We start from the raw sequence: 25467 nt of genomic DNA on the forward strand, positions 1-25467 counted from the left end.
TCTTGCCTGATTCTGCATTTCTCTGGCTGATTGGGCAGCCAAAAAATAAGGCCCGCATAAAGCGGGCCGGACAGGATTATTTCTTCAACAAGGGCTTAAGGAAACGTGCGGTGTGGGATTTCTTACACTCAGCCACCGTTTCCGGTGTGCCGGCAACTAGAATTTCGCCACCACCACTGCCACCTTCTGGACCAAGATCGACTATCCAGTCTGCCGTTTTGATAACGTCCAGGTTGTGCTCAATCACCACGATGGTATTACCCTGATCGCGTAACTGATGTAGCACTTCCAGTAGCTGCTGAATATCGGCAAAGTGCAGGCCGGTGGTGGGTTCATCAAGGATATACAGCGTCTGGCCCGTACCACGTTTTGACAGCTCGCGCGCCAGCTTCACGCGCTGTGCCTCACCGCCGGAAAGCGTGGTCGCTGACTGTCCCAGGCGGATATATGACAGGCCAACATCCATCAGCGTTTGTAACTTACGCGCCAGCGCCGGAACAGCATCGAAGAATTTACGCGCTTCTTCAATGGTCATCTCCAGCACTTCGTGGATACTTTTGCCTTTGTATTTAATCTCCAGCGTTTCGCGGTTATAGCGTTTTCCTTTGCACTGGTCGCAGGGCACATAAATATCGGGCAGAAAGTGCATCTCAACCTTCAACACGCCATCGCCCTGGCAGGCTTCACAACGACCGCCGCGTACGTTAAAGCTGAACCGGCCCGGATTGTAGCCACGTGAACGTGATTCCGGCACGCCGGCAAACAGTTCACGTACCGGCGTAAAAATACCGGTATAGGTTGCCGGGTTAGAGCGTGGAGTACGCCCAATCGGGCTTTGATCAATATCGATAACTTTATCGAAATGCTCCAGACCGTTAACTTCACGATAAGGCGCTGGCTCGGCGATGGTTGCACCGTTGAGCGCACGCTGGGCAATCGGGAACAGCGTATCGTTAATCAGCGTTGATTTACCTGAACCGGACACACCGGTAATACAGGTAAACAGACCGACCGGCAGCGTTAACGTCACGTCTTTCAGGTTATTACCGCGCGCACCGGTAACTTTCAGCACTCTGGCGGGATCGCCTTTTACCCGCTCTTGCGGTACGGAAATTTCACGCTTGCCGCTCAGAAACTGGCCGGTAAGAGATTTTTCCTCCGCCATGATTTCATCAACCGTACCCTCAGCCACTATCTGACCGCCATGCACGCCTGCGCCAGGACCAATATCGATCACGTGGTCAGCAGCACGAATCGCATCTTCATCATGCTCAACCACAATGACTGTATTACCAAGATCGCGCAGGTGGATCAGCGTACCGAGCAGGCGTTCATTATCACGCTGATGTAAACCGATGGATGGCTCATCCAGCACATACATCACGCCGACTAACCCGGCGCCAATCTGACTTGCCAGACGGATACGCTGTGCTTCACCACCGGACAGCGTTTCCGCTGAACGCGACATGGATAAATAATTCAGGCCGACATTTACCAAAAAACTCAGACGATCGCTGATCTCTTTCAGAACTTTTTCAGCGATTTTGGCGCGCTGGCCGCTTAGCTTCAGATTCTCGAAAAAAGACATGGCGTGGCCAATGCTCATTTCGGAGATGGTCGGCAGTGTGGTGTTTTCAACGTAAACGTGTCGGGCTTCGCGACGCAAACGCGTGCCCTCGCAGCTGGCGCAGGCACGATTGCTGATAAACTTCGCGAGTTCTTCACGCACTGCTGATGACTCGGTCTCTTTATAGCGGCGTTCCATATTATTCAGCACGCCTTCAAACGGATGACGGCGCACCGAGGTATCACCACGATCGTTGATATATTTGAATTCGATACTCTCTTTGCCAGAACCGTACAAAATGACTTTTTGCACGCTGTCTTTCAGGCTACTGAATGGCGCTTCAATGTCGAAACTGAGATGTTCGGCCAGTGAGCGCAGCATCTGGAAATAATAGAAGTTACGGCGATCCCAGCCGCGAATTGCCCCGCCTGCCAGCGACAGCTCGGCATTTTGTATCACCCGATCGGGATCAAAATACTGCTGTACGCCTAAGCCATCACAGGTCGGGCAAGCTCCGGCTGGGTTGTTAAAGGAGAACAGCCGTGGTTCCAGTTCACTCATGCTGTAACCACAAACCGGGCAGGCGAAGTTAGCCGAGAACAGCAGCTCTTCCGTTGCAATGTCATCCATATCGGCGACGATTGCGGTGCCGCCAGACAGCTCCAGCGCCGTTTCAAACGATTCTGCCAGACGTGTTGCCAGATCTTCACGCACTTTGAAGCGGTCAATGACCACTTCAATAGTGTGTTTTTTTTGCAGTTCAAGCTTCGGTGGATCGGAGAGATCGCACACTTCACCATCAATACGCGCACGGATATAACCCTGTGTCGCCAGGTTTTCCAGTGTTTTGTTATGCTCACCTTTACGATCTTTCACCACTGGTGCCAACAGCATCAGGCGGCGACCTTCAGGCTGGGCCAGCACCTGATCAACCATCTGACTGACTGTCTGTGCTGCCAGTGCAACGTCATGATCCGGGCAGCGGGGTTCGCCCACACGAGCAAACAGCAGGCGCAGATAATCATGAATTTCAGTGATCGTGCCGACGGTTGAGCGCGGGTTGTGTGACGTAGATTTCTGCTCAATAGAGATGGCTGGCGACAGCCCTTCTATATGATCGACGTCCGGTTTCTCCATTAAGGAAAGAAACTGGCGCGCATAGGCAGAGAGCGACTCCACATAGCGGCGTTGGCCTTCCGCATACAGCGTATCAAACGCCAAAGAGGATTTACCGGAACCTGAAAGGCCGGTTACCACAATGAGTTTGTCACGCGGGATGATCAGGTTGATGTTTTTCAAATTATGGGTGCGGGCACCACGAACTTCGATCTTATCCATTCACCTTTCCCGGATTAGAAGCACTCTCCGTGCCTTGCCGACACGGTCAGAATAAACGCATCATTATGGCACAAAAAATAGCCTGAATAAATATCCAGTACTTCTTTGCTTTTTGGCGAAGCAATGTTCAAAATTGGAAGCCTGCTCGAAAGTGGGAACAGCATTCAGGACGTGTTAGAATTAACCGTTTAGACTTTTAGCATTAACTCATCGGGAGACAGCAACATGGCCAGTCGTGGCGTTAACAAAGTGATTCTTGTCGGGAATCTGGGTCAGGATCCGGAAGTGCGTTATATGCCAAATGGTGGCGCTGTTGCCAACATTACGCTGGCCACGTCGGAAAGCTGGCGTGACAAACAAACCGGTGAAAACAAAGAAGTTACTGAATGGCATCGTGTCGTGCTGTTTGGCAAGCTGGCTGAAGTGGCCGGTGAATATCTGCGTAAAGGTTCGCAGGTTTATATTGAAGGTCAGTTGCGCACCCGTAAATGGCAGGATCAAGGCGGCCAGGATCGTTACACCACCGAAGTTGTCGTTAACGTTGGCGGCACCATGCAAATGCTGGGTGGACGCCAGGGCGGTAATGCAGGCGCACCAGCAGGGGGGGGCCAGCAGAACAACAATAACGGTTGGGGGCAACCTCAGCAGCCGCAGGGCGGCAATAATCAGTTCAGCGGCGGCGCGCAGTCACGTCCGCAACCGCAGAGCGCACCGGCAAGTAATAATAACGAGCCGCCAATGGATTTTGACGACGATATCCCGTTTTGATCCTTGTGTACGCATAGTCATTCCCTCTGCTAAAAGGCCCGGTCAGCCGGGCCTTTTCTGTTAATACCCTTCCGCCAAAATTCAGCAGCTCAGCACAGGTCGCTCGTCGCCGCATAATGCGTCAATGGCTGTTCTGTTTACCCTTCACCCTGTTGTTTGAACAACTCTTCAGCGCTGGTCCAGGTGCCGATGCCCATCGGCTGTTATGATCAGAGCTTGCCCCCAGATTTAACAGGGGTATCGACACAGTAAGCGGTTGCGCAAACATATATGGCAAACACAACGTAACGAAGAGGGACGACATGCAGGCGTTGCGGTCATTTCCCTGCGAAAACGATCGCGCCCAGTTTCAGCAATTAACGACATTACCGGCTGCAGGGCGCTATCAGGCCATCATTTCCCGCTATACGTTTGAATTGTATACTCCTAAATCACGTAATAATGGCGCTAATGAATCGGGCATGCAGCGCTGTCGCCATCTGCTACAGGCAATTCCTTCGTCATTTCGCCACACTGTGCGGGTTTCTCTATAAAGGAAGAAAAAATGTTTGCTGGCGTAATGTTTGCCCTTACCGCAGGTTTGATGTGGGGATTGATTTTTGTCGGCCCGCTGCTGGTGCCGGATTATCCCGGCACGCTTCAGTCTGCGGGGCGTTATGTGGCATTTGGCTTGATTGCATTGCCGCTGGCCTGGCACGATCGCCAACGCCTGCGCAAACTGGCCTCTGCCGATTGGCGTGAAGCGCTGAAACTCTCTCTGGTCGGAAATTTGCTCTATTACGCTTTTCTTGCCAGTGCGATCCAGCGTACCGGTGCGCCAGTATCAACCATGATTATCGGCACATTACCCGTGGTTATCGCAGTGACAGCCAACTGGCGTTACGGTCACCTTGAAGGGCGACTTTCCTGGCGACGCTTAATTCCTGCATTAATTGTTATCGCGGCGGGGTTGTTATGCGTAAACGTGGCAGAGTTACATGGAAAGGAAGCAGGCTTTGCATTCGGTCGCTACCTGACAGGCATTGCACTGGCGATCATGGCCGTCGTGTGCTGGACATGGTATCCGCTGCGTAATGCTCGCTGGTTGCGTACGCATCCACAGCTCAGGCCATCAACCTGGGCCACAGCGCAGGGTGTAGTCACATTGCCGCTGGCGTTAATCATGTATGGCTTCGTCAGTGTACAACTCACCTGGCAACGCCCCGACTTTGATTTACCTTTCGGCCCTCATCCCGGCGTATTTGTTCCACTGATGCTGACCATTGGCTTACTGTGCTCATGGCTGGGAACCTTATGCTGGAATGCTGCCAGTCAGCGTTTGCCAACCGTATTAATGGGGCCATTAATTGTCTTTGAAATCCTGTTTGGGCTGTTATGGACATTCCTTTGGCGCCAGAGCTGGCCGCCGTTGCTAACCATAACGGGCATTTTTTGTCTGATGGTGGGCGTGATTTGGGCCATGCGTATTAAGCCTGAAGCGCAGGTGGCTGAAATTAAGATCTGAGCATTCGCGCTAGCGTAATAAAACCTGACAGCGCGACTCGCTGATTTTGCTGAATTTTAAGAATTTACCGCCTCTCTTTTCCGCCTGTAGCGGCGAATTTTTCACCTTTTTTCTGTTCTTTATGCGGTTTCTTCATATTCTTCGCGCTGCGAAAACCTTTGCAGGGTGGGTTTTAAGCCTGTCTAAAATTTCTGTCGGGGATGTTTTGCAGCTGACAGGTGTATTAAAACCTCTCTTTTAATCATTGGTAGGGTAAAAATTTAGCAGCCAGCAAGGCTGAATCCGCTCCCTTTGTCCCTGTTTAACTCTCGCTGCTGCCTTTTTACGGTTTTCTGAGCTTGATAAAACAGCGGGTTAAACCAGTTTTTATTTCAGTTAAAAGAGAATTACGTCAATAAACTGCCGCTTCGTTTTTAATTAAAGGTTAATTTCCAGAATCTGATGTGAATATTTTTAGCGCATAAATTCCGCTTAACGCATTAAAGTGATAAGCATCTATAAACTGTTCTTTTTGGATTATTCCTGGTGAAGTCTGTAACTTAACAGCTAGCGGTGGGTGAATTTTCGGCAATATAAAATTCGTGTAGATCCAGGCTAAACTGAGAAAAAACAAATGCTGTTTTTTTAACTTGTTTAAGAACCTATCCCAAAAGGAATTGTCAGATCGTAAATAATGGCAATTTTTGAGGGCGAAGTATGGCGGGCAACAAGTGGCAGATCAGCGATGAACTCTGGGAGAAAATGGCTCCACTTCTCCCGGAACATAAAACCCACCATCCGCTGGGCACGCATCGTAGACGTGTTGATAATCGTGCCGCAATGAACGCCATTTTCTTTGTGCTCAGAACCGGTTGCCAATGGAATGCCCTGAATGCCACGGATATTTGCTCATCCAGCTCAGCCCACCGCCGCTTTCAGGAATGGCGGGATGCTGGAGTATTTGATCGCTTCTGGCAACACGGGCTGCTTGCCTGCGAGAAGCGGGATGCCATTGACTGGTCATGGTTGTCGATGGATGGCTGCATGACAAAATCGCCCCTTGCAGGCTCAAAAAAACAGGTCGCAACCCGACTGACAGGGGGAAGCAGGGAGTAAAGCGGAGCCTGATGACCGACGGGAACGGGCTTCCGCTCTCGCTGGCTGTCGCAGGGGCAAATACCCACGACATAAAACTGGTTGAAGATACGCTGGACGCGCTACAGACCGGCAGGCCGGGTCGCAGGCTGCATCTGTGTATGGACAAAGGCTATGAGGCTGAATGGGTGGAAATTTGTTTGAAAGCTCGTCGTTATGAACCTCATATCCAGTCGGGGAAAGAGGAGTCTGAGGCAATTAAAAACAGCGAGTTCAGGGCTCATCGTTGGGTTGTGGAAAGAACGCATAGCTGGATGAATCGCTTTCGCCGCATACTGACGCGATGGGAGAAGAAAGTCGAAAACTACGAGGCGATGCTGCATTTTGCTTGCAGCATCATTGTCTGGAATAAAATCCTTTTGGGATAGGTTCTAAGTCAGCTTAACAGAATTGTCTGTGTTTAGTTCCATTGATTAGCAGGGCTGATTAAATATTTAAGAAGCACCAATCTCATCGAAATGAGATTGGGCGGGGGGAAAGTTGCGTAGGAAGCGAGACTTTTGCTGTTGCGAATCAATTTTACCGCAAAAAAAGAAGCTTAACCGCAAAACCATTCATTAGTAATTAATGGTGCGGAAAGAGTAGCCACAAATGTCCTGTTAAAATGTATTAGTCGCGACTTGATCTGACACTGGACCTTGAAAGGTTGAGAGTTACCGGTTTTGATATGGGTGTCTAATCCTTATACAAAACACGAGGTAACTCTCATGCTTCATACTAACAATCCCATCATCAAACACAAAGCCGGCCTGCTCAATCTGGCCGAAGAACTCGGTAACGTATCAAAAGCCTGTAAAATCATGGGGGTGTCACGCGACACATTCTACCGCTACCAGGAGCTAGCTGAAGAAGGCGGCATTGACGCGCTGGTTAATCAAAACCGTCGGGTACCCAACCTGAAGAATCGGGCCGATGAAGCCACTGAACGGGCGGTTGTTGAGTACGCCGTTGAGTTCCCGGCCCACGGTCAGCACCGGACCAGTAATGAGCTGCGTAAAAAAGGCGTGTTTATCTCCGGCAGCGGCGTGCGCTCCATCTGGCAACGACATGACCTGGAGAACTTCCGTAAGCGGCTGAAGGCGCTTACGGAAAAGGTCGCCAGAGAAGGCATTGTGCTTACCGATGCTCAAATCGCCGCACTGGAGAAGAAGGTGCACGATGACGAAGCCTGCGGTGAAATCGAAACGGCTCACCCGGGTTATCTGGGGTCGCAGGACACCTTCTACGTTGGGAATCTGAAAGGCGTTGGCCGCATCTACCAGCAGACGTTCGTGGATACGTACTCGAAAATGGCTCACTGCAAGCTGTATACGAGTAAAACGCCGATCACTGCAGCCGACCTGCTTAATGATCGGGTACTGCCGTTCTATGAGGCTCAGGGGCTGCCGATGCTGAGAATACTGACCGACAGGGGCACAGAGTACTGCGGTAAAGTAGAGCAACATGATTATCAGCTGTATCTGGCCATCAACGATATCGACCATACGAAAACGAAAGCGATGTCCCCGCAGACGAACGGTATCTGCGAGCGCTTCCATAAAACCATTTTGCAGGAGTTTTATCAGGTTACGTTCCGCAAGAAGCTATATGCAGACCTGGAGAGCCTGCAAATGGATCTGGACAACTGGTTGTGGCATTACAATAATGAGCGAACTCATCAGGGGAAAATGTGCTGCGGGCGTACGCCAATGGCCACGTTACTTGATGGAAAACGGGTCTGGGCAGAAAAGAATCTGAACCAGATTTAATCTGACAGACACCTGTATAAATAACCGGTAACTGTCAGATCAGGTCTGAGCTAGTACATGTTAAATGATCTTCATCTCTTCTGGTAAGAACAAATCTCAGCTTTAAGTCCAGTAAAAGCGGTAGCATTGAGTTTAACGATTTTCTGTTCCTGACGGATAATGATAAACGCTACGGCTAATATCCAGTAAACGGCAGCTGCGGCGGGTTCCGATGTCAAAAGTACTCTGTAAAAAGTTGACGGCCTGACGCTTTTCATTGGTGGTAAAGAAGTTTTTCAATACGCTTTGTAGCATCTCCTTATCTGAGTGGAGCACCTGTAGTTCGCGGGTAAGATTCTGTAGTTTCTCTTCCAGCTCCTTGATCTTTCTTCCTTCTTTTGACGACAGCCCAGAAAACTTCTTCTTCCAGCTATAGAAGGTTGCTTCAGAGATGCCAAGCTCTTCACAAATCTCCCTGACTTTAACGCCTGATTCAGAAGCTTTAATGGCATTTGTGATTTGATCTTCGCTATATCGTGACTTTCTCATAAATGCGCTTACCTTTCTTATCGATTAATGGATGAGAATGACTTTAATAAATCCTGGCACTGCAAGTATTCTATTAATACAGTATTAAAGTGCTCGAATTGAATTGCGAAGGTTAAATTAAGATATTTGGAAGAAATATCATCATGGGATAAATCTTATTTTATTCCGATCGGCTTAGCACGCCTTCCTGGAGAAGGGATTTTGATATAGATTCATCACATCCCAAATACGAAAAAAATACTACGTACATTGGATATTTAGTATAACGAGCTTGATTAATATGCTGATTAAGTCTCTTAAAATACTGCGGTCATTTCAGCTTGAAATCGTTTCCACATCAAGTTATTCGCACCAAATATAATAAGAATTATCCTGAAATGATTCTCCGAAACATGCTCTTATTCTCATTTTTCGGACCAGTTTGGTTTGAAACTTTTAATTTTCGCCAGGTCCACTGAGCGCTTATTAATTCGTTACAGGGACGTTGTACCGAAGCGGTTGTAGTTCAGTAATGCTAAGGAAGAATCGATGAAATTGAGCGTAATGTCTAATGCCGCCTGGATGATGTCTGAGAAAATCATCTCTGTGTTTGGCGTCATATTTGTGACTTCTTACGTGGCTAAATCATTTGGCCCAACAGTGTTTGGTCAAATGGCGTTCTCAACCTCTTTATTTGCAATGGTGCAAACCGTTGCAATATTCGGTACTGAAACCATTCTTTTTAAACGCGTCAGTAAAAACGCGTCTAAAGGGCTGCGCCTGATGACCATTGCGCGCACGCTGCGGATGGTTTTATTGCTTCTGACTTCCGTTCCCGTGCTGATCTGGGTCTGGTACAACATGCAGGAAAATTTCCTGGCATTTGCACTGGCCTCATTTGTTGCGTCCGTTTTCGTCACACAAGACACTTTTAGCGTTTATAACAATGCGCGCCTTGCCTCGCGGCTAAACACCATTGCTAATGCCGTTGGCATGTTGCTGAGCTTTACGATCAGTTTTGTTATCGCCTGGCTGCGTCTCAATCCGCTGTGGCTGACGCTGTCTATTGTGGCGGTAACGCTCGTGCCATACGTCATCAAGCGCTACAACTTTTATCGTGAGCATCAGGATCAGATGCCACCACGCGAAAAGCGTACCGCCTATCTACGCTATTTAATGTACGCCGGCCTGCCATTAGCGATCTCCAGCATCTTTATTTCGATGCAGGTTAAAACCGCACAAATGTTCCTGGCGGGCATTGCATCAGCACGTGATCTCGGCCTGTTCGCCGCTGCAAATACCATTTCGGCTTCGTGGATTTTCATCCCCGTAGCGCTGATTACGTCGTGCTTTAGCGAGATATTCAGAGAGCGCGGTGATGTCGCTATTAAGCTGGCAGCACGGCTGAACGGCTATGTCATGGGTGTGTCATTGATGATGCTGCTAATCATTTCGCTATTCGGCGAGCAGATCATCATTGCTTTATACGGTTCGGAATACACACAGTCAGGAAGTCTCATTACGTTGCTGTCGATTGCGACCAGCTTTTCGGCTATGGGGACTGTAGCCTATCGCTACATGGTAAAAGAAGGGGGTTTTAACTATTTGTTGAGGAAAATCATCTGTTTGATGGTCATCAGCGTGCCGCTTTCCTGGTGGTTAATCCGGGGCTACGGCATCATGGGGGCCGCGTGGAGCGTTTTCCTGTCAGAACTCTTGTCCCTTACCGTAATGAATTACTTCTTCAAGAACGGCGTCATTCAGAAGATTCAAGTTTCCTCACTCAACTACAAAACCTACAAATGAGGTCCGATATGCTCAAGTTGAAAGAAGAACTCAGAAGAAGTGTGCAGTATTTTATCAAGAAGATGCCCTGGTCTTATCAGGACCGCATCTACTACTTTCACAAGTTCAGAAAGCTGCCCAATCTTCGTCAGCCGAAGGTGTTCAACGAAAAGGTGCTTTACCGCAAATTTGTCTATGGCGATTACCAAAACTATGGTCGATTGTCAGATAAGTTTTGCGTACGCGAATTTATCGCTGAGAAGATTGGCAGTGAATACCTGATCCCGTTGGTACATGAAACCACTGATCCGACCACCCTGAACAGTTTGCCTTGCTGGAAGGGGACGGTGATCAAACCGAACCATGCGTCTAATATGGTGGAAATTCTGCTTGAGGAGCCGGACACGCTACGTAAGCAGCAGATCATTCATGACTGCTATCGCTGGTTAAAAACCGATTTTGCGAACGAAGCGCGTGAAATTCATTATCGCTACATCAAGCCGCGCATTCTGGTGGAGCAGTACATCGGTGATGGCAAAAGCGCGCCTGTTGACTACAAGTTCCACATGTTCAACAAGCGCGATGGCAAATTTGAATATGTGTTACAGGTTATCTACAACCGTTGCCAGCCGCTGCTGTCAATGAATTTCTATGTGAATAACCTGACTGAAGCCTTTCATACGATTCGCGATACCGGACTGGATATTTCCAGCGTTATGCCGTCGCTGCAACATGCGCTTGATATGAGCAAGAAACTGGCCAGTGATTTCGATTATGTGCGCGTTGACTGGTATATCCATGAAGAGCATATTTATTTCGGCGAGCTGACGTTTACTCCTGGCGCAGGTTTGGTGACAGGCTTAGATCGGGGGCTAAATCAGATAATGGGAGATATGTGGATTCAGGACTGCCGCGGAACACAGAGACCGGGCGTCACAGTACAGGATGTTAATATCCCTGCCATGTTGAAGAAAATTTAAACGTACACAGCAATATAAAAAACCCCGCCAGGCGGGGTTTTTTATTGGAAATTTTTAGGGCATTGGCCAGTCAGCAGGTGCCTGGCTCATCACCTGAATAAAGGCATTCTTCGAGATTTCCATAAAATTGTGCACATTTTCCATGCTCAGAGTAATCCCCATCAGGCCGGTTACAAACCAGCAGGTCATACCTAAGCCGATGCCGCCACACATAAAGGCCATAACATGGTGACTGTCCTGACGGAGTTTGTTTTTCAGCGTGCTGGCAAAAAACATCATTACGGCGCTCAGCAATTCCCAACGCATTACAATAAGACTGGTAGTTAACGTAGCCATCGGCTCGACCTCAATAAATCAGTAATGATCCCTGACAATCTGCGGACATCACCGGCGGAGGAAAAGCATGCCAGGTAGTGCTTTTTCTCCGTCAACCCAAGGTCATAATGTGACTTGAATCACATTATATCATCCGATTTTAATTTTTGAACAAAATTTGTATCTGGTATGGTAGAAAAAACTGCTGGAAGATTGAGCGGAATGCGGCGGGTGAAAAAAGAGAAGGAAAACAAAAGACAAGGCGCGCCCATAAGGACGCACGGCTATTTAACGAACGGGGCAGCACTCACCGGTAGTGCGTTGGGTAAAACTGGCGATATTTTCGCTGCAATCAAAGCTTAGCAGACGGGGACGTGCAATAGTCTGACGGCGCATCGTATGACGATAGGCTGTCGGCGTTTGTGAAAACTGACGACGAAACACGCGTGAGAAGGTTTGCTGCGAGTCGTAACCATACTGCATCGCAATATCAAATACCGGACGTTGCGTCTGGCTCAGCGCTTCAGCGGCCAGCGTCAGGCGACGCTCGCGAATATATCCACCCAGCGTTTGTTTCGTCACAGTACGGAACATACGTTGCAGGTGCCATTTCGAATAACCCGATTTTGCTGCCACTTCATCAATGGACAAACTCTTGTCCAGATTTTGGTCAATCCAGTGCGTCAGGGTATGAATGATCTCTTCTTGCATCATGGTCTCATCCTTCTGGTGATGATTTTCCCCGTCGTGCTTCATGTCTTATACCAGTAAGCGCGCTGCTTTCCTGAAATATGAACGCGTTGGGGAGAATGATGGATTCGTTGTTCTGATGGGGAACGAGTATAATTCCTCAAGTTAACTTGAGGTAAAGAGCCAAATGAAAAAAGATCGCAACTACCCAAAACCGGTTTTAACGCCGGGCGAAGTGGCGCGACGCAGTGGCGTCGCCGTATCCGCACAGCATTTCTATGAAACTAAAGGGCTTATTTTCAGTACGCGCAACGGAGGTAATCAGCGACGTTACAGCCGCGATGTGCTGCGACGTGTGGCGATCATCAAGATTGCACAACGCATTGGCATTCCGCTGGCTACGGTGAGCGACAGCCTGGAACACATTCCCGCCAATAAACGCATGTCAACTCACGAATGGGATGCGCTGACCCAGCACTGGCGTGAGGAGCTGGATAAACGTATCGAAACCCTGACTCGCTTGCGCAACGATTTAGATGGCTGCATTGGCTGTGGCTGTCTTTCAATGCGTGATTGTCCGTTACGCAATCCCGGTGACCGTCTGGGGCAACAAGGCTCAGGTGCGGTATTGCTCGACCCTGAACAGGGAGACAAGCTGCCCGAGCCTGAGTGACGTCTATAATTGGCTGACACAACCTAACAGGGCATCACGATGATTACCGTTCACCACCTTGAACATTCGCGCTCGCATCGCGTGCTGTGGCTACTGGAAGAGCTGGAAGTGCCTTATCAAATCAAGCGCTACCAGCGCGAATCCACCCTGCTGGCACCTGACGCATTAAAAAAAGTTCATCCTTTGGGCAAATCGCCGGTAATCACCGACGGAAACCGGGTTATTGCTGAATCGGGCGCGATCCTTGAGTACCTTGAGGGTAAATATGACGCAGAATATCGGCTGAAACTTTCTGACGAAGAGGAGATGCTGCAGTCTCGTTACTGGTTGCATTATGCTGAAGGATCGCTGATGCCTCTGCTGGTGATGAAACTGATTTTTGGCCGACTCGGGCAGGCACCGGTGCCCTGGCTGCTTCGTCCGGTTGGTGGCGCGCTGGGGAAAGGCATACAAAAATCCTGGCTGGATAAACAGCTAAAACCGCATACGCAGATGATTGAACAACATCTTGCTACGCATCAATGGTTTGCTGGAAAACGTTTTAGTATCGCTGATATTCAAATGAGTTTTCCGCTGCTGGCGTTAAACCAGCGCGCCGGATTACAGCATATGCCCGCCACGCAAAAATGGCTGGAAACCGTGAAGCAGCGTGCCGCCTGGCAGCGCGCCATCCAGCAGGGTGGCGATATTAACCTGCCTGGCTGAATCTTTTTTTGCGTTGCGCGACAATCGTTTCACACCGTTGCGCAACGCCTCTTCATGATAAGAAAAGTCTATTACTTCAAAGGCCAGGCGTTGCGTAGAGTTTGTTGCGCAACGGAGCACAGACGCTGGCGAAGCTCCCCGGTGAAATATTTATCCTGAACAATGCCCATCAGGCAGTTGAAAATATGCCAGCAAACGCCGGATAATCGTTTGCCTTTTTATTTGCTCATCTTCGAATGGTCAATTATCTGCGGTAAGGTAAACGTTTGCCTTCCGTTTGCAACCTGTTGGCGCAAACACTTTACCTAGGGAATTCAGGGCAGCGGTCGCAGGGCGATCCACACAACAAAAAACTCTTTGAGGCTCAATTATGTCAAATGAATCACGCCCGGCCAGTGGAAAACTGGACGCCTGGTTCTCCATCTCTGCGCGTGGCAGCAGTGTACGTCAGGAAACTCTGGCGGGACTGACCACTTTTCTGGCCATGGTCTATTCGGTGATCGTTGTGCCCGGCATGTTAGGCAAAGCCGGTTTCTCACCAACAGCGGTATTTGTCGCCACCTGTCTGGTTGCCAGCTTCGGCTCAATTATTATGGGATTATGGGCTAACCTGCCGATGGCCATTGGCTGCGCGATTTCATTAACGGCTTTTACTGCGTTCAGCCTGGTGCTCGGTCAGCAGATCAGCGTGCCGGTGGCACTCGGTGCGGTATTCCTGATGGGGGTATTATTCACCCTGATCTCAGTTACCGGCATCCGTTCATGGATCCTGCGTAATTTGCCGATGGGCGTAGCACATGGCACTGGCGTGGGAATTGGTTTGTTTTTGCTGCTGATTGCAGCAGATGGTGTGGGCCTGGTGGTAAAAAACCCGGTAGCGGGTTTGCCGGTCGCGCTGGGTCATTTCGACTCATTTCCAGTCATCATGTCGCTGCTGGGGCTGGCAGCTATCATTGGGCTTGAAAAGCGCCGCGTACCGGGTGGCATTTTGCTGACTATCATCGCTATTTCGCTACTGGGTTTGATTTTCGATCCGGCGGTTACCTATCGGGGATTATTCGCCCTGCCGAGCCTGAAGGATGCCAATGGTCAGTCGCTGGTATTCAGTCTTGATATTATGGGCGCATTACAGCCGGTTGTGCTGCCAAGCGTACTGGCACTGGTGATGACGGCGGTATTTGACGCCACCGGCACAATCCGTGCGGTAGCAGGACAGGCGAACCTGTTGGATAAAAACGGGCAGATTATTAATGGCGGCCGCGCATTGACCACCGATTCGGTCACCAGCCTGTTTGCCGGTTTGGTGGGCGCATCGCCTGCCGCGGTATATATCGAATCGGCAGCAGGCACAGCCGCAGGGGGAAAGACCGGTCTGACGGCGATTGTGGTTGGCTTGCTGTTTATGGTGATTCTGTTTATGTCGCCGTTAGCCTACCTGGTGCCAGCCTACGCAACCGCCCCTGCGTTAATGTACGTTGGGCTGCTGATGCTGAGCAATGTCGCTAAAATCGACTTTAATGATTTTGTTGATGCGATGTCTGGGCTGCTGACCGCGGTCATGATCGTCATGACCTGCAATATCGTGACCGGTATTATGCTCGGCTTTGCGGCGCTGGTGGTAGGACGCATTTTTGCCGGTGAATGGCGCAAGCTGAATACAGGCACAGTGGTGATTGCCGTTGCCCTGGTTGCGTTTTACGCGGGAGGTTGGGCGATCTGACTATTCAGCCGGGCGTGCAGCCGCACGCCCAATATTTTCTATTTTTTTATCTTTTGTCGCACGCGAGGCAATCTCCTGGTCTCGCGTTTGTTTTACACTTTAGCGCTCACGATATTGACTAAAAGACTTCAAGGCGTCTAAGGAAAGCATGGAAATCTTTTTTACTATTCTCATTATGACGCTAGTTGTGTCGCTTTCTGGCGTCGCTGCTCGCATTCTTCCTTTTCAAATCCCGTTGCCGTTAGTGCAGATCCTCGCGGGTGCGCTGCTCGCCTGGCCACACTTCGGTCTGCACGTCGATTTTGATCCTGAGCTGTTTTTAGTGCTGTTTATTCCGCCGTTGCTGTTTGCGGACGGCTGGAAAACACCGATCAGCGAATTCCTGCATCATGGTCGTGAAATCATCGGATTAGCTCTGGTGCTGGTGTTAATTACAGTCGTCGGTATTGGCTATCTGATCTACTGGATGGTGCCGGGGATTCCGCTGATCCCTGCCTTTGCGCTGGCGGCCGTGCTGTCGCCGACCGATGCCGTAGCGCTTTCCGGTATTGTTGGCGAAGGGCGCATCCCGAAAAAAATTATGTCGATCGTACAGGGTGAGGCGCTGATGAATGACGCGTCTGGCCTGGTTTCTCTCAAGTTTGCTGTCGCGGTAGCGATGGGAACCATGGTGTTTACCTGGGGCGGTGCCAGCATTGAATTCCTGAAAGTGGCCGTTGGCGGTTTGGTGGCTGGCGTGGCTGTTTGTTGGCTGTACGGTAAATCGCTGCGTTTGCTGAGCCGCTGGAGCGGTGATGATCCAGCGACACAAACGGTATTACTGCTGCTGCTGCCGTTTGCCTCTTATCTGATTGCTGAGCATTTAGGCGTCTCGGGTATCCTGGCTGCCGTGGCGGCGGGTATGACCATTACGCGGTCCGGCATTATTCGTCAGGCGCCGCTGGCGATGCGTTTACGCGCTAACAGCGTCTGGCAGATGCTGGAGTTCGTGTTTAACGGCATGGTGTTCCTGATGCTCGGCCTGCAATTGCCAGATATTCTGCAAACCTCCATTGATCAGGCAACCGCCGATCCTAACGTGGAATTGTGGATGCTGTTCGCTGACATCGGGTTGGTGTATATCGCGCTGATGGTAGTGCGTTTCGGCTGGCTATGGATCATGCAGCGTTTCAGCAAGCGGCTGCTAAAGAAAAAGCCGCTGGAATTCTCCAGTTATTCCTTTAAGGAGCTGCTAATTGCTTCTTTTGCTGGCGTACGCGGTGCCATCACTCTGGCGGGTGTCTTGTCCATTCCGCTGTTTCTCAGCAGTGGCGAACCGTTCCCGGCCCGTTATGAACTGGTATTTATCGCTACCGGCGTGATCCTGTTTTCGCTGCTGATTGGTGTGATCATTCTGCCGATTCTGCTGCGTGGCTACGACGGTATTGATAAATCCAGCCATCGCCGCGAGCTGCAAAATGCCCGGGCGGTCATGGCGAGCGTGGCGATTGAAAGCCTGCAAAAGATGGAATCCCGGCTGGAAAATGAGACCGAAGAGAATATTGATCCTGAGCTGCTGAGAGAGGTGAGCTTGCGCGTGATTGGCAATCTGCGTCGTCGCGCCGAGGGCAAAAATGACATCGATCACGCCCTGTTTGCTGAAAATCTGGAGCGCCGTTTCCGTCTGACCGCGCTGCGTGCTGAGCGCGCCGAAGTGTATCACCTACGCGCCACGCAACAAATTTCGAACGAAACCATGCAGAAATTGCTGCACGATCTCGATCTGCTGGAAGCGTTACTGATCGAGAAAGAAGAGTAAGGCGTAACGCCGCGTCTTTAAACGGAAAGACGCGGCGCATCACCGGGCCAGTATTCGCGACAGCAGGCAATCCATGCTTGCGCGCTTCGCGACAGATAATGGCCTTCGCGCCAAATAAGTCCCAAATTCCACGTCAATTCTGATTCCAGCGGCAGCCATAACAAGGACTGTTTATCCAGCCGTTGGCAAATTGGCTCCGGCAAAACGGCTAAACCCATTTCCGCCTGGACCATCGCCGCCAGAAAATCCCATTGTCCGCTGCGTACCGCGATGTCTGGCGTTATGCCAAGCCGCTGGAACGCTTGCATTAACTGGCGATTCAGTGAGAACTCTTCATTGAAAATCAGCAGCGGGTGTTCAGCCAGTTCAGGCAAAGCGATATGGCTGCGACTCAGCCATTCAGCGTGGCGTGGCAACAATACGCACAGCGGATGACCCATCAGTGGCAGCGTGTTGAGCGGCAATTCGGCATCGACCGGTAGCGCGGTGAGCGCAATATCCAGGCTGCCGGCTAGCACCGCCTGCTGCACAGTTAAACCGCCGAACTCCGAGATTTTTAGCTGCACGCCAGGATACCGCCGACGAAACGCTGAGATCGAACCGGCTATCTGCATCCCCACCATTGGCGGAATGCCGAGCCGTAGTTCGCCGGTTTTAAGCTGGTTGATGTCGCCAATTTCCGCTTCCAGCTGATGAAATTCTTGCAAAATCATTAAGCCACGCTGATAAACCGCCTGACCGCTATCGGTAAGATGCAGACGCCGTCCATCGCGTAAAATCAAGGTACAACCCAGCTCTTCCTCCAGCTGGCGCAGCATTTTGCTGATCGTTGGCTGCGTGACAAACAGCTTCTGCGCCGCGCGGGTAAAACTTTGCTGGCGAACAACTTCGGTGAAGTAACGCAGGGTGCGGACGTCCATAAACTATTCCTTTTTGGCATGATTTTAATAATATTAATTCATTTTTTTCACCCTTTGTTCGCGATTTATACTGAGCACTAAAATTTACGGGGAGAAAAAATATGGCGTCAGCGCTCAGTCCGCGAAGAGCGGACATGCTGCAGCGACTCGGAGTACCGTTACAGCTGGTGCTGTACATCGGAGTATTTATGGGTTGCGATCGCCTGGTAAGCTGGCTGCATTTGCCGCTGCCTGCCAATATCATCGGCATGTTATTAATGCTGCTGCTAATCATAACGCGCATATTGCCGCTGAGCTGGGTCAAAGCCGGTTCGAACTGGCTGCTGGCGGAAATGCTTCTGTTCTTTATTCCGGCGGTGGTGGCGGTAGTTAATTATGGCGATCTGCTGCGCGTTGAAGGCTGGCGTATCTGTCTGGTGATCGCCATCAGTACGCTACTGGTACTGGCTTCCACCGCATGGGTCGTTGACCGGATCTATCGCTATGAAGTGGCGCGCGAAGCGCGTAAGCAGGGCGATCATGCGTGACTTCACTCTTAGCCTGCTGTGTGTCGCGATTACGCTGCTGATCTACTATCTCAATAAACGACTTTATCGCCGCTGGCGCACGCTGCTGTTAATGCCGCTGGTCATGACGCCGCTGGTACTGGTGGCGCTGCTGCTGGTAACGCATATCAGTTGGCAGGATTACATTGCCGAAAATCACTGGCTGTTGTGGCTGCTGGGGCCCGCTACGCTGGCTTTTGCCGTGCCGGTGTATGAAAACATCGCGATTATTAAGCGTCACTGGCTGTCGCTGAGCGCAGGCGTATTGACCGCAACCGTGGTCGCCGTGTGCAGTTCGGTATGGCTGGCACGTTTGCTGACGCTACCGGAATCTATCCAGCGTAGCCTGGCCGTTCGCTCCATCACCACGCCGTTTGCCTTAGCGGCGGCCAAACCGATTGGCGGCCAGCCGGATTTAGTGGCGTTGTTTGTGGTCATCACCGGTGTGTTTGGCATGGCGGTAGGGGATATCCTGTTCTTGCGGATAGCGGTCAAACAGGGCGTAGCGAAAGGCGCGGGTTTCGGTGCGGCATCGCATGGGGCTGGCACAGCCAGGGCTTATCAATTAGGCCAGCAGGAAGGCGTCGTATCAAGCCTGGTCATGATGCTTTCCGGCGTGGTTACCGTGGTGCTGGCTCCGCTGATCGCTCATCTGCTCTGGACGGTACAGTAGATTCCCGTCCTCTCTGCGATTGAGCGGCTTTTGTTTAAATAAGATAAAAACAGGGCAAAAAGCGCGCATAACGATTCACAGCGGCTGTTCCGGCCCCGTTGGCGCAGCTTTCTGCCATGACATGTCTGTTTACGTAAAGCTTTCCAAATTTAGTTGTCTCCACTTTTCAGGCTGTTACCCTTGCCGCCGAAATTATTGTCCTTCACGGAGTGGAATCATGTTAAAGCAACTTGTTACTGGAAGCGCACTGGGCCTCGTTTTGTTGAGCGGTGCTGCACAGGCAATCGAAGGAAGTGTTGATGTCGGTGAGCACAATACTAATCTGAATCTGGGACTCGGCACGACCTCGCCGGGGCTGTTTCTAAAAGGCAACTGGCTGCGCAGCGATCACGACGGCAGCACTTACGGTGTAGGTTTGGGCTACAACGTAGATGTGGGTCCGTTACGTTTAGCGCCGACCGCAAAAACGATCTTTACCCATCCAGAAGATGGAAAAGATGGCTTTGCGCTAGCGCTGGGAGCGGGTGCGGCTTATAGCTTTAACAGTATGTGGGGATTGTACGGCGAATATTACTATGCGCCTGAAGGGCTTACCGATCATCTCGACAGCTATCGGGAAGCTGCGGGAGGCCTGAGCTTTACACCAATTTCTATGCTGAATCTGCATGTTGGGTATCAGTACATTGAGCTGGACAACAAAGGTGGGCGCAAGGATAACGTGCTGGTAGATGGTCCCTACGTGGGCGCGTCACTGTGTTTCTAATCCGACAGAAAAAGAGAAGGGCGGCTTACCGTGGGTAGCCGCCCTTTTTTTAATGCGCCTTGCCTTGCTCGATTCCTGCACCGGTTTGTGAACGGATAAACTGCGCGCGGAAGCGTCCGCGCTCCTCCGCGCCCTGTACCGAATTATCGGTGAGGGAGAATAACCAGGTGCCGGCAAAGGCAATCAGCATTGAGAACAGCGCCGGATATTCATACGGGTAAATCGGCTCTGCGTGTCCTAAAACCTGGACCCAAACTGTTGGACCAAGAATCATCAGTACCACCGCCGTGATCAGACCCAGCCAGCCGCCAACCATGGCGCCACGCGTAGTCAGTTTTGACCAGTACATCGACAGCAGGATAATCGGGAAGTTACAACTGGCGGCAATCGAGAACGCCAGGCCGACCATGAAAGCGATATTCTGTTTTTCAAACAGAATCCCCAGACCAATTGCCACCACGCCAAGCACCAGCACGGTGATTTTTGATACTCGCAGCTCATCACGTTCGCTTGCCTGGCCTTTACGGTAAACGCTGGCGTAAAGATCGTGAGAAACCGCTGAGGCTCCGGCCAGCGTCAGACCGGCAACCACCGCCAGTATGGTGGCGAAGGCCACGGCAGAGATAAAACCGAGGAAAGTACTGCCGCCAACGGCATTCGCCAGATGTACCGCCGCCATATTGGTGCCGCCAATTAACGCACCGCTTGCGTCTTTAAAGGCTGGATTGGCGCCCACCAGCAGAATTGCGCCGAAGCCGATAATAAAAGTCAGGAAATAGAAGTAGCCCATAAAGCCGGTAGCCCAGAACACGCTTTTACGCGCTTCTTTGGCGTCCGCGACGGTGAAGAAGCGCATCAGAATATGCGGCACCCCCGCCGTACCAAACATCAGGCCAAGACCGAGTGACAGCGCCGATATGGGATCTTTCACCAGTCCGCCGGGTTGCATAATGGCTATTCCTTTAGGGTGCACTGCCATCGCTTCGGTAAACAGCGTATTGAAGCTGAAACCCGTGGCTTTCATCACCATTACGGCCATAAAGGTTGCGCCAAACAGCAACAAGACCGCTTTGATGATCTGCACCCAGGTCGTAGCGAGCATGCCGCCGAACAGCACATACATCACCATCAAAATCCCGACCAGCACTACCGCAATATGATAATCCAGACCAAACAGCAGCTGGATCAATTTGCCCGCCCCGACCATCTGCGCAATCAAATACAGCGCCACGACGACCAGCGAACCGCAGGCCGATAAGGTACGAATCGGTTTCTGTTGCAGACGATAGGACGCCACATCGGCGAAGGTATAGCGGCCAAGATTACGCAAGCGCTCTGCAATTAAAAACAGGATCATTGGCCAGCCGACCAGGAAGCCGAGTGAGTAGATCAGTCCGTCGTAGCCCGAGGTATAAACCAGCGCGGAAATACCGAGAAATGAGGCCGCTGACATAAAGTCACCGGCCATCGCCAGACCATTTTGTAAGCCGGTAATATTACCGCCAGCGGTGTAATAGTCGCTGCGTGAACGGGTACGTTTCGACGCCCAATAGGTGATGCCGAGTGTGAAAGCGACGAACACCACAAACATAATAATCGCCTGGTAGTTAGTCGCCTGCTTTTGTACTTCGCCAGTCAGCGCATCAGCCATGGCAGCGCTGGGCAGCAGCGCTGCCAGTATCCATAACGTGAGATGCATCATGATTTCACCTCGCGAAGGATCTGCTTCGTCAGGCGATCAAACTCGCCGTTGGCGCGCCAGACGTAAATGCCGGTCAGCACAAACGAAACCACAATCAGGCCAATGCCGATGGGAATTCCGCGCGTCACGTTAGTGCCGGGATGAAGGGGAGTACCGAGCCAGGCGGGGGCGAAGGCAATCAGCAAAATAAAGCCGACATACAGCACCAGCATGATCAGTGACAGCAGCGTGGCGAAAGCCTGACGCTTATGAACCAGTTCATGAAAACGGGGGTTACGTTCGATCTGTTGGTAGATTGCATCCTGACTTGAAAGGGCGTCGTTCATCACAGTTTCTCCAGAGGATTTGCAGGCGTGAACCTCACGCAAGCGCGCGGTCAGGCCAAAATATTTTTATATGTGACTACAGAAACACACTACGTAGAGATTGAATGGCGGGAAGCGTGAACCTTCCCGCCGGATAACTTACGGCATTTTAATGGACTGTTTTTCCTCAAGTAATTTTTCAACTACGCCAGGATCGGCGAGCGTTGAGGTATCACCAAGATTGCTGGTATCGCCAGTAGCGATTTTGCGCAGAATACGGCGCATGATTTTGCCGGAGCGGGTTTTCGGCAGTGAATCGGTCCAGTGCAATACATCCGGCGTGGCGATCGGGCCAATCTCTTTTCGCACCCAATTGCGCACCTCGGTATACAACTCAGGGGAAGGTTCCTCGCCGTGATTCAGCGTGATGTAAGCATAAATCGCCTGGCCTTTGATGCTGTGCGGAATGCCCACCACCGCAGCTTCGGCAACTTTAGGGTGTGAAACCAGCGCCGATTCAATTTCCGCTGTACCCAGACGATGACCGGAGACGTTGAGCACATCATCTACACGCCCGGTGATCCAGTAATAGCCATCTTCATCGCGCCGCGCGCCATCGCCGCTGAAATAGGCGTTTTTAAAGGTGGAAAAATAGGTTTGTTCAAAGCGTTCATGATCGCCAAACAGCGTACGGGCCTGGCCCGGCCAGGAGTCGGTGATCACCAGATTCCCTTCACACGCACCTTGTTGTGGGTTGCCTTCGTTATCCACCAGCGCGGGTTGCACGCCAAAGAAGGGTTTGGTCGCTGAACCGGCTTTGAGTTCGGTTGCGCCTGGCAGCGGTGTGATCATGAAGCCCCCGGTTTCGGTTTGCCACCAGGTATCAACAATCGGACAGCGGCTGTTGCCGATCTTCTTGTAATACCACTCCCAGGCTTCAGGATTAATAGGTTCACCTACCGATCCCATAATACGCAGACTACTGCGGTCAGTGCCTTCAATGGCAGTATCGCCTTCGGCCATCAACGCACGGATCGCCGTTGGCGCGGTATACAGCAGCGTAACTTTATGTTTATCAACGACTTCAGCCATGCGCCGTGGCGTTGGCCAGTTTGGCACGCCTTCGAACATTAACGTGGTCGCGCCACAGGCCAGCGGACCGTACAAAAGGTAGCTGTGACCGGTGACCCAGCCAACGTCGGCAGTACACCAATAGACGTCGTCTGGATGGTAATCAAACACATACTTAAAGGTCGTGGCGGCATACACCAGGTAACCGCCAGTGGTGTGCAGCACGCCTTTCGGCTTGCCGGTCGAGCCAGAGGTATAGAGGATGAAAAGCGGGTCTTCTGCTTGCATCTCGGCAGGGGAGTGAGTGTGGCTGGCATCTTTCATCAGGTCATGCCACCATAAATCGCGGCCTTCTTGCCAGCCAATGTCTTTGCCGGTGCGCTGAAGCACCACCACATTTGTGATGCTGGTGACATGGCTATTTTTTAGCGCATCATCAACATTCTTCTTCAGCGCAATACTGCGTCCCGCACGGATGCCTTCATCGGCGGTAATCATCAGTTTGGCGTTGGAATCAATGACGCGACCGGCTACTGCTTCAGGCGAGAAACCGCCAAAAATCACGGAATGCACCGCGCCAATACGCGCGCAGGCCAGCATCGCCACTGCCGCTTCTGGCACCATCGGCATGTAGATCGCCACGACGTCGCCTTTCCTGACACCAAGCTGTTCCAGCACATTGGCAAAGCGGCAAACATCAGCGTGAAGCTGACGAAAGGTAATGGTTTTGCTCTCGCTGGCGTCATCACCTTCCCAGATAATGGCAGGATGATCGCCGCGCGTCTGTAAATGTCGGTCAAGGCAGTTTGCCGCCAGGTTGAGCGTGCCATCTTCGTACCAGCGAATAGAAATGTTACCCGGCGCAAAAGAGGTGTTTTTAACTTTGCTGTAAGGCTTCATCCAGTCAAGGATTTTTCCTTGTTCTCCCCAAAAGGCATCCGGATCGTCAACCGATTGCTGATACATCGTCTGATACTGCCCGGCAGTGATCAACGCGTTTGCTGCGATATTCTCTGGAACAGGATGTTTATATATTTGGCTCATGGCGGATCTCCTTGAAGAGGTTAATCATATGTCAATCAAAGGTTAATTGAAGCCTGCCCCAAAGCTTTGTTTCTTTTTTGCGCCATAGATCACGCACTAAACTTCAGGTGATATTGAGTGAATTTACGGTAATGACTCCAACTTACTGATAGTGTTTTATGTTCAGATAATGTCCGATGACCTTGTCATGCAGCTCCACCGATTTTGAGAACGACAGTGACTTCCGTCCCAGCCTTGCCAGATGTTGTCTCAGATTCAGGTTATGTCGCTCAATGCGCTGAGTGTAACGCTTGCTGATAACGTGCAGCTTTCCCTTCAGGCGTGATTCATACAGCGGCCAGCCATCCGTCATCCATACCACGACCTCAAAGGCCGACAGCAGGCTCAGAAGACGCTCCAGTGTGGCCAGAGTGCGTTCACCGAAGACGTGTGCCACAACCGTCCTCCGTATCCTGTCATACGCGTAAAACAGCCAGCGCTGACGTGATTTAGCACCGACGTAGCCCCACTGTTCGTCCATTTCAGCGCAGACAATCACATCACTGCCCGGTTGTATGCGCGAGGTTACCGACTGCGGCCTGAGTTTTTTAAGTGACGTAAAACCGTGTTGAGGCCAATGCCCATAATGCGTGCACTGGCGCGACATCCGACGCCATTCATGGCCATATCAATGATTGTCTGGTGCGTACCGGGCTGAGAGGCGGTGTAAGTGAACTGTAGTTGCCATGTTTTACGGCAATGAGAGCAGAGATAGCGCTGATGTCCGGCAGTGCTTTTGCCGTTACGCACCACGCCTTCAGTAGCGGAGCAGGAAGGACATCTGATGGAAATGGAAGCCACGCAAGCACCTCAAAATCACCATCATACACTAAATCAGTAAGTTGGGAGCATTACCGAATTTACCGAACGAAACAGGCTTAACCCCTTGCATAAAATAGAGAATTAAGTTGCAACATTTTGTGTCTTACCTGTTTAAAAATTCAGCAAACGAACCAGGGGTATTTTTAGCCATTCCTGCATAGCTATGCGTAAACTTATCGTACTAATACTTTTCATAACAGCAGGTTAGGTTTTAAGTACTGAGTCAGCATATTATTCTGGGATTCTGGTGAAGATTTAAACGAAGTCACCAAGGGTTGCATTTACCTTAGTGAAAGTGGTACTTATCTCGCCCCTGTTGTTCAGGTATCAACTCAGACCGCGTCTGAAAAT

22 protein-coding genes are annotated in these 25467 nt (G+C 51.0%); 13 read left to right on the plus strand and 9 right to left on the minus strand.

The annotated features are described in order from the left end of the window. Positions 1 to 76: 76 nt before the first annotated feature. On the minus strand, positions 77 to 2905 hold the full coding sequence (gene uvrA / locus H2P46_RS15555) for an excinuclease ABC subunit UvrA (protein WP_193405835.1): 2829 nt from the start codon (positions 2903 to 2905) through the stop codon (positions 77 to 79). Between the two features lie 225 nt (positions 2906 to 3130). Between uvrA and ssb1 the strand changes: the two genes are divergently transcribed. The 4 genes from ssb1 (at position 3131) to H2P46_RS15575 (ending at position 8059) form a co-directional block, all read left to right on the plus strand. Continuing rightward, positions 3131 to 3673, plus strand: a complete 543-nt coding sequence (gene ssb1, locus H2P46_RS15560) for a single-stranded DNA-binding protein SSB1 (protein ID WP_193405836.1) — start codon at positions 3131 to 3133, stop codon at positions 3671 to 3673. 544 nt (positions 3674 to 4217) lie between these two features. Continuing rightward, positions 4218 to 5177 carry a DMT family transporter gene (locus H2P46_RS15565; RefSeq protein ID WP_193405837.1) on the plus strand — a complete coding sequence of 320 codons (960 nt, stop codon included), beginning with the start codon at positions 4218 to 4220 and terminating at the stop codon, positions 5175 to 5177. A 696-nt stretch (positions 5178 to 5873) separates the two neighbouring features. Next, a protein-coding gene (locus H2P46_RS15570; protein ID WP_238939014.1) for an IS5 family transposase occupies positions 5874 to 6679 on the plus strand; the annotation gives its coding sequence in 2 pieces (ribosomal slippage) (positions 5874 to 6224 and positions 6227 to 6679; 804 coding nt in all). A gap of 339 nt (positions 6680 to 7018) precedes the next feature. Next, positions 7019 to 8059, plus strand: a complete 1041-nt coding sequence (locus H2P46_RS15575; protein WP_193403339.1) for an IS481 family transposase — start codon at positions 7019 to 7021, stop codon at positions 8057 to 8059. Between the two features lie 132 nt (positions 8060 to 8191). On the opposite strand, the gene H2P46_RS15580 is transcribed toward H2P46_RS15575, so the two are convergent. Continuing rightward, positions 8192 to 8587: a transposase gene (locus H2P46_RS15580; protein WP_193405838.1), complete on the minus strand. Its 396-nt coding sequence runs from the start codon at positions 8585 to 8587 to the stop codon at positions 8192 to 8194. Between the two features lie 528 nt (positions 8588 to 9115). Between H2P46_RS15580 and H2P46_RS15585 the strand changes: the two genes are divergently transcribed. Further along, positions 9116 to 10372: an oligosaccharide flippase family protein gene (locus H2P46_RS15585; RefSeq protein WP_193405839.1), complete on the plus strand. Its 1257-nt coding sequence runs from the start codon at positions 9116 to 9118 to the stop codon at positions 10370 to 10372. Between the two features lie 8 nt (positions 10373 to 10380). After that, on the plus strand, positions 10381 to 11331 hold the full coding sequence (locus H2P46_RS15590) for an ATP-grasp fold amidoligase family protein (RefSeq protein ID WP_193405840.1): 951 nt from the start codon (positions 10381 to 10383) through the stop codon (positions 11329 to 11331). Between the two features lie 54 nt (positions 11332 to 11385). On the opposite strand, the gene H2P46_RS15595 is transcribed toward H2P46_RS15590, so the two are convergent. Continuing rightward, on the minus strand, positions 11386 to 11667 hold the full coding sequence (locus H2P46_RS15595) for a YjcB family protein (RefSeq protein WP_193405841.1): 282 nt from the start codon (positions 11665 to 11667) through the stop codon (positions 11386 to 11388). 267 nt (positions 11668 to 11934) lie between these two features. Further along, positions 11935 to 12360, minus strand: coding sequence for a superoxide response transcriptional regulator SoxS (gene soxS, locus H2P46_RS15600; RefSeq protein ID WP_193405842.1), 426 nt, complete (start codon positions 12358 to 12360; stop codon positions 11935 to 11937). A gap of 163 nt (positions 12361 to 12523) precedes the next feature. On the opposite strand from soxS, the gene soxR reads away from it, so the two are divergent. The 4 genes from soxR (at position 12524) to H2P46_RS15620 (ending at position 17232) form a co-directional block, all read left to right on the plus strand. Continuing rightward, entirely contained in the window at positions 12524 to 13009 is a 486-nt protein-coding gene (soxR, locus tag H2P46_RS15605) for a redox-sensitive transcriptional activator SoxR (protein ID WP_193405843.1), read from the plus strand. A 39-nt stretch (positions 13010 to 13048) separates the two neighbouring features. Beyond that, positions 13049 to 13714 carry a glutathione S-transferase family protein gene (locus tag H2P46_RS15610; RefSeq protein ID WP_193405844.1) on the plus strand — a complete coding sequence of 222 codons (666 nt, stop codon included), beginning with the start codon at positions 13049 to 13051 and terminating at the stop codon, positions 13712 to 13714. Positions 13715 to 14084: 370 nt separating this feature from the next. Continuing rightward, positions 14085 to 15434 carry an NCS2 family permease gene (locus tag H2P46_RS15615; RefSeq protein WP_193405845.1) on the plus strand — a complete coding sequence of 450 codons (1350 nt, stop codon included), beginning with the start codon at positions 14085 to 14087 and terminating at the stop codon, positions 15432 to 15434. A 148-nt stretch (positions 15435 to 15582) separates the two neighbouring features. Continuing rightward, positions 15583 to 17232 carry a Na+/H+ antiporter gene (locus tag H2P46_RS15620; RefSeq protein ID WP_193405846.1) on the plus strand — a complete coding sequence of 550 codons (1650 nt, stop codon included), beginning with the start codon at positions 15583 to 15585 and terminating at the stop codon, positions 17230 to 17232. A 17-nt stretch (positions 17233 to 17249) separates the two neighbouring features. Here the strand turns inward: H2P46_RS15620 and H2P46_RS15625 are convergent, their stop codons facing one another. Continuing rightward, positions 17250 to 18152, minus strand: coding sequence for a LysR family transcriptional regulator (locus H2P46_RS15625; protein WP_193405847.1), 903 nt, complete (start codon positions 18150 to 18152; stop codon positions 17250 to 17252). 101 nt (positions 18153 to 18253) lie between these two features. Between H2P46_RS15625 and H2P46_RS15630 the strand changes: the two genes are divergently transcribed. From H2P46_RS15630 to H2P46_RS15640, 3 genes are all read left to right on the plus strand, one after another. After that, a complete protein-coding gene (locus H2P46_RS15630) occupies positions 18254 to 18679 on the plus strand; it encodes a CidA/LrgA family protein (protein WP_193405848.1) in 426 nt (141 codons plus the stop codon). Continuing rightward, complete coding sequence (locus H2P46_RS15635; RefSeq protein ID WP_193405849.1) at positions 18672 to 19370, plus strand: LrgB family protein; 699 nt, start codon at positions 18672 to 18674, stop codon at positions 19368 to 19370. Before H2P46_RS15630 ends, H2P46_RS15635 begins: the two co-directional genes overlap by 8 nt. A 217-nt stretch (positions 19371 to 19587) precedes the next feature. Then, the gene (locus H2P46_RS15640) at positions 19588 to 20133 is read left to right on the plus strand and encodes a YfaZ family outer membrane protein (RefSeq protein WP_193405850.1); all 546 of its coding nucleotides are present in this window, start codon (positions 19588 to 19590) and stop codon (positions 20131 to 20133) included. Between the two features lie 49 nt (positions 20134 to 20182). Here H2P46_RS15640 and H2P46_RS15645 read toward each other — a convergent pair whose 3' ends face one another. From H2P46_RS15645 to H2P46_RS15660, 4 genes are all read right to left on the minus strand, one after another. Beyond that, positions 20183 to 21835, minus strand: a complete 1653-nt coding sequence (locus H2P46_RS15645) for a cation acetate symporter (protein WP_193405851.1) — start codon at positions 21833 to 21835, stop codon at positions 20183 to 20185. Beyond that, positions 21832 to 22161, minus strand: a complete 330-nt coding sequence (locus H2P46_RS15650) for a DUF485 domain-containing protein (RefSeq protein ID WP_193405852.1) — start codon at positions 22159 to 22161, stop codon at positions 21832 to 21834. The genes H2P46_RS15645 and H2P46_RS15650 overlap by 4 nt, the downstream gene beginning before the upstream one ends. A 138-nt stretch (positions 22162 to 22299) precedes the next feature. After that, positions 22300 to 24255 carry an acetate--CoA ligase gene (acs, locus tag H2P46_RS15655; protein ID WP_193405853.1) on the minus strand — a complete coding sequence of 652 codons (1956 nt, stop codon included), beginning with the start codon at positions 24253 to 24255 and terminating at the stop codon, positions 22300 to 22302. 142 nt (positions 24256 to 24397) lie between these two features. Beyond that, positions 24398 to 25095 (minus strand): IS1 family transposase gene (locus H2P46_RS15660; RefSeq protein ID WP_239952247.1). Its coding sequence is split into 2 segments (ribosomal slippage): positions 24398 to 24846 and positions 24846 to 25095, totalling 699 coding nucleotides; the frame shifts between segments, so codons are not numbered across the junction. Positions 25096 to 25467 lie beyond the last annotated feature (372 nt).

The sequence above is a fragment of the Mixta mediterraneensis genome (genome assembly GCF_014946725.1).
Taxonomy (GTDB): Bacteria; Pseudomonadota; Gammaproteobacteria; order Enterobacterales; family Enterobacteriaceae; genus Pantoea; species Pantoea mediterraneensis.

Coding starts and splice junctions, on each gene's coding strand:
- uvrA (WP_193405835.1), bottom strand. CDS start 2,905: ATGGATAAGATCGAAGTTCGTGGTGCCCGCACCCATAATTTGAAAAAC.
- ssb1 (WP_193405836.1), top strand. CDS start 3,131: ATGGCCAGTCGTGGCGTTAACAAAGTGATTCTTGTCGGGAATCTGGGT.
- H2P46_RS15565 (WP_193405837.1), top strand. CDS start 4,218: ATGTTTGCTGGCGTAATGTTTGCCCTTACCGCAGGTTTGATGTGGGGA.
- H2P46_RS15575 (WP_193403339.1), top strand. CDS start 7,019: ATGCTTCATACTAACAATCCCATCATCAAACACAAAGCCGGCCTGCTC.
- H2P46_RS15580 (WP_193405838.1), bottom strand. CDS start 8,587: ATGAGAAAGTCACGATATAGCGAAGATCAAATCACAAATGCCATTAAA.
- H2P46_RS15585 (WP_193405839.1), top strand. CDS start 9,116: ATGAAATTGAGCGTAATGTCTAATGCCGCCTGGATGATGTCTGAGAAA.
- H2P46_RS15590 (WP_193405840.1), top strand. CDS start 10,381: ATGCTCAAGTTGAAAGAAGAACTCAGAAGAAGTGTGCAGTATTTTATC.
- H2P46_RS15595 (WP_193405841.1), bottom strand. CDS start 11,667: ATGGCTACGTTAACTACCAGTCTTATTGTAATGCGTTGGGAATTGCTG.
- soxS (WP_193405842.1), bottom strand. CDS start 12,360: ATGATGCAAGAAGAGATCATTCATACCCTGACGCACTGGATTGACCAA.
- soxR (WP_193405843.1), top strand. CDS start 12,524: ATGAAAAAAGATCGCAACTACCCAAAACCGGTTTTAACGCCGGGCGAA.
- H2P46_RS15610 (WP_193405844.1), top strand. CDS start 13,049: ATGATTACCGTTCACCACCTTGAACATTCGCGCTCGCATCGCGTGCTG.
- H2P46_RS15615 (WP_193405845.1), top strand. CDS start 14,085: ATGTCAAATGAATCACGCCCGGCCAGTGGAAAACTGGACGCCTGGTTC.
- H2P46_RS15620 (WP_193405846.1), top strand. CDS start 15,583: ATGGAAATCTTTTTTACTATTCTCATTATGACGCTAGTTGTGTCGCTT.
- H2P46_RS15625 (WP_193405847.1), bottom strand. CDS start 18,152: ATGGACGTCCGCACCCTGCGTTACTTCACCGAAGTTGTTCGCCAGCAA.
- H2P46_RS15630 (WP_193405848.1), top strand. CDS start 18,254: ATGGCGTCAGCGCTCAGTCCGCGAAGAGCGGACATGCTGCAGCGACTC.
- H2P46_RS15635 (WP_193405849.1), top strand. CDS start 18,672: ATGCGTGACTTCACTCTTAGCCTGCTGTGTGTCGCGATTACGCTGCTG.
- H2P46_RS15640 (WP_193405850.1), top strand. CDS start 19,588: ATGTTAAAGCAACTTGTTACTGGAAGCGCACTGGGCCTCGTTTTGTTG.
- H2P46_RS15645 (WP_193405851.1), bottom strand. CDS start 21,835: ATGATGCATCTCACGTTATGGATACTGGCAGCGCTGCTGCCCAGCGCT.
- H2P46_RS15650 (WP_193405852.1), bottom strand. CDS start 22,161: ATGAACGACGCCCTTTCAAGTCAGGATGCAATCTACCAACAGATCGAA.
- acs (WP_193405853.1), bottom strand. CDS start 24,255: ATGAGCCAAATATATAAACATCCTGTTCCAGAGAATATCGCAGCAAAC.